We start from the raw sequence: 2,066 nt of genomic DNA on the forward strand, positions 1-2,066 counted from the left end.
TTGGCGAGGATCGCCGGCTCCTTCTGCGGCAGGCCGGCCTTCATGGGGAAGTCGGTCCGGGGCAGGAAGACGGTGGAGCGGTAATCGGGCTTGTCGGGGGCGTCGGCCATGTCGCGCGCGGCTCTAGCGGGTGAGGCGTCGGATGCAAACGCTTAGGTCCTCCCCGGAACGGGGAGGGGGACCGCGACGCGGAGCGGCGTGGTGGAGGGGGCCCCGCTATCCACGCTCGCTTCGCTCGCGACCCCTCCACCATCCTTCGGATGGTTCCCCTCCCCGTTCCGGGGAGGATTTCAGAGTAGTAGCCTCCTCGCCTCGGCTTCGTCCTCGCGCATCTGCGCGGTGAGAGCCTTCATATCGTCGAACTTCGCCTCGTCCCGGAGGAAAGCATGGAGCGCGACTTCGATGCGGCGGCCGTAAAGGTCGGCATCGAAATCGAAGATGTGCGCCTCGAGGAGCTCGGTCGGCGGATTGAAGGTGGGGCGGACGCCGAGGCTGGCGACGCCGGGGAGCTCGCGGCCGTCGTCGAGGGTCACCCGGACCGCGTAGATGCCGTAGCGCGGGCGCTGATAGTCGGTGAGCGCGACATTTGCGGTGGGGTAGCCGAGATCGCGGCCGCGCTTGTCGCCGGGCTGGACGACACCTTCGATCGTGTAGGGGCGGCTCAGCATGTGGGTGGCGGTGGCGGTGTCGCCGGCGATGAGAGCGTCGCGGACGCGGCCGGAGGAGACGCGGACGCCGTCGACCAGGACCTGGCTGACGGCTTCAGCGGCGAGGCCGTGCGCCTCCCCGACCCGCTTCAGCAGCGCGACATCGCCGGTGCGGCCCTTGCCGAAGCTGAAATCATCGCCCGTGATGACTGCGGCGGCGCCGATGCGGTCGGCGAGGACCTCGGCAACGAACTGCTCGGCGTCCATCGCTGCAAGCGCGGAGTCGAACTCGAACACCAGCATGGCGTCGGCGCCGGCATGGGCGAACAGCTCCTGCCGCTGATCTAGGGTGGACAGGCGGAACGGCGGGACGTCGGGCTTGAACAGGCGGACGGGGTGCGGATCGAAGGTCGCAACGATCACCGGGCGCCGCTCGTGGAAGCCGCGCTGGACCGCCCGGCCGACCACCGCCTGGTGGCCGAGGTGGAAACCGTCGAAATTGCCGAGGGCGACGACGCTCCCCCGCAAGGTGTCGGGAACTCCGCCGGCAAGTGTGAGGCGCTGCATCGGGCGGCTGCTTAGTGGGTCGGGATGTGTTTGCGAAGCAGGCGATATTCGTGGACCGCAAGCGCGATCACGAACAGGTCGAAGATCGTCAGCAGGATCAGCACGAAGTCGTGCGTCTGGGTGTAATGATAGAGCTGGTAAGCGATGAAGAGGGTGAAAACGACGATGCTGGCCGGATAGGCCCACAGCTTCTCGCGCAGCAGCCCGGCGACGAGGACGCCCTTCACCAGGCCGTGGCTGAGCAGATAGAAAGCGTAGAAGTGGTGCTGCTCGACCGAGAAGCCGCGGGCGAACTCCAGCATCTTGCTGGCGAGCCAGTCGTGGCGGTCCTCGAGGATTTCACCATTGCTCCAGCGATCGATGGTGTTGACGATCGTGGCGGTGCTGACGAGATAGAGGGCGATCCCGGCGACGACCTCGAACAGGGCATGCGCGCCCTTGGCGAGGACGCTGACGACGAAGAGTTGGTGGACGCGCTTTTCCTGCATGCGCGCCTTAACGCGTCCTGCTTGACTTGGGGTCAAGCGAATCCTATTTCGCACTTATCCCGACCTTCCGGTTCCGGCGGCGCATTCGTGCGCGCGTCGGTTTTTTCGCTGGTTGGGGCCACGAAGCGCTGAGATGGGCGCGGGGCGATCGCGGGGGATTTCCCCTGCCGACAGCTTCCGGCCCGTGGAGCTGAACGAAGGGTAGAGAATGGCTCGTATTGCCGGGGTGAACATCCCCACCAACAAGCGCGTGGAAATCGCGCTCACCTACATCCACGGAATCGGCCGCACCACGGCCAAGGACATCGTCGCCAAGCTCGGGATCGAGCCGCAGAAGCGGGTCCAGGATCTGACCGACCAGGAG

At 66.4% G+C, this 2,066-nt stretch carries 3 protein-coding genes; 1 reads left to right on the forward strand and 2 read right to left on the reverse strand.

Going from position 1 to position 2,066, the window contains the following annotated elements; all coding sequences use genetic code 11:
- Window positions 1-290 precede the first annotated feature (290 nt).
- Both JOZ79_RS01540 and JOZ79_RS01545 read right to left on the reverse strand, forming a co-directional pair.
- Complete coding sequence (locus JOZ79_RS01540; RefSeq protein ID WP_294069633.1) at window positions 291-1,214, reverse strand: bifunctional riboflavin kinase/FAD synthetase; 924 nt, start codon at window positions 1,212-1,214, stop codon at window positions 291-293.
- A gap of 11 nt (window positions 1,215-1,225) precedes the next feature.
- Window positions 1,226-1,702, reverse strand: a complete 477-nt coding sequence (locus tag JOZ79_RS01545) for a DUF2127 domain-containing protein (RefSeq protein ID WP_294069635.1) — start codon at window positions 1,700-1,702, stop codon at window positions 1,226-1,228.
- Between the two features lie 208 nt (window positions 1,703-1,910).
- Between JOZ79_RS01545 and rpsM the strand changes: the two genes are divergently transcribed.
- Window positions 1,911-2,066, forward strand: a 156-nt coding sequence (gene rpsM, locus JOZ79_RS01550; protein ID WP_294069638.1) for a 30S ribosomal protein S13, incomplete at its 3' end; no start/stop codon positions are given.

The sequence above is a fragment of the Sphingomonas sp. genome, from assembly GCF_019242355.1.
Lineage (GTDB): Bacteria > Pseudomonadota > Alphaproteobacteria > Sphingomonadales > Sphingomonadaceae > Sphingomicrobium.

Coding starts and splice junctions, on each gene's coding strand:
- JOZ79_RS01540 (WP_294069633.1), bottom strand. CDS start 1,214: ATGCAGCGCCTCACACTTGCCGGCGGAGTTCCCGACACCTTGCGGGGG.
- JOZ79_RS01545 (WP_294069635.1), bottom strand. CDS start 1,702: ATGCAGGAAAAGCGCGTCCACCAACTCTTCGTCGTCAGCGTCCTCGCC.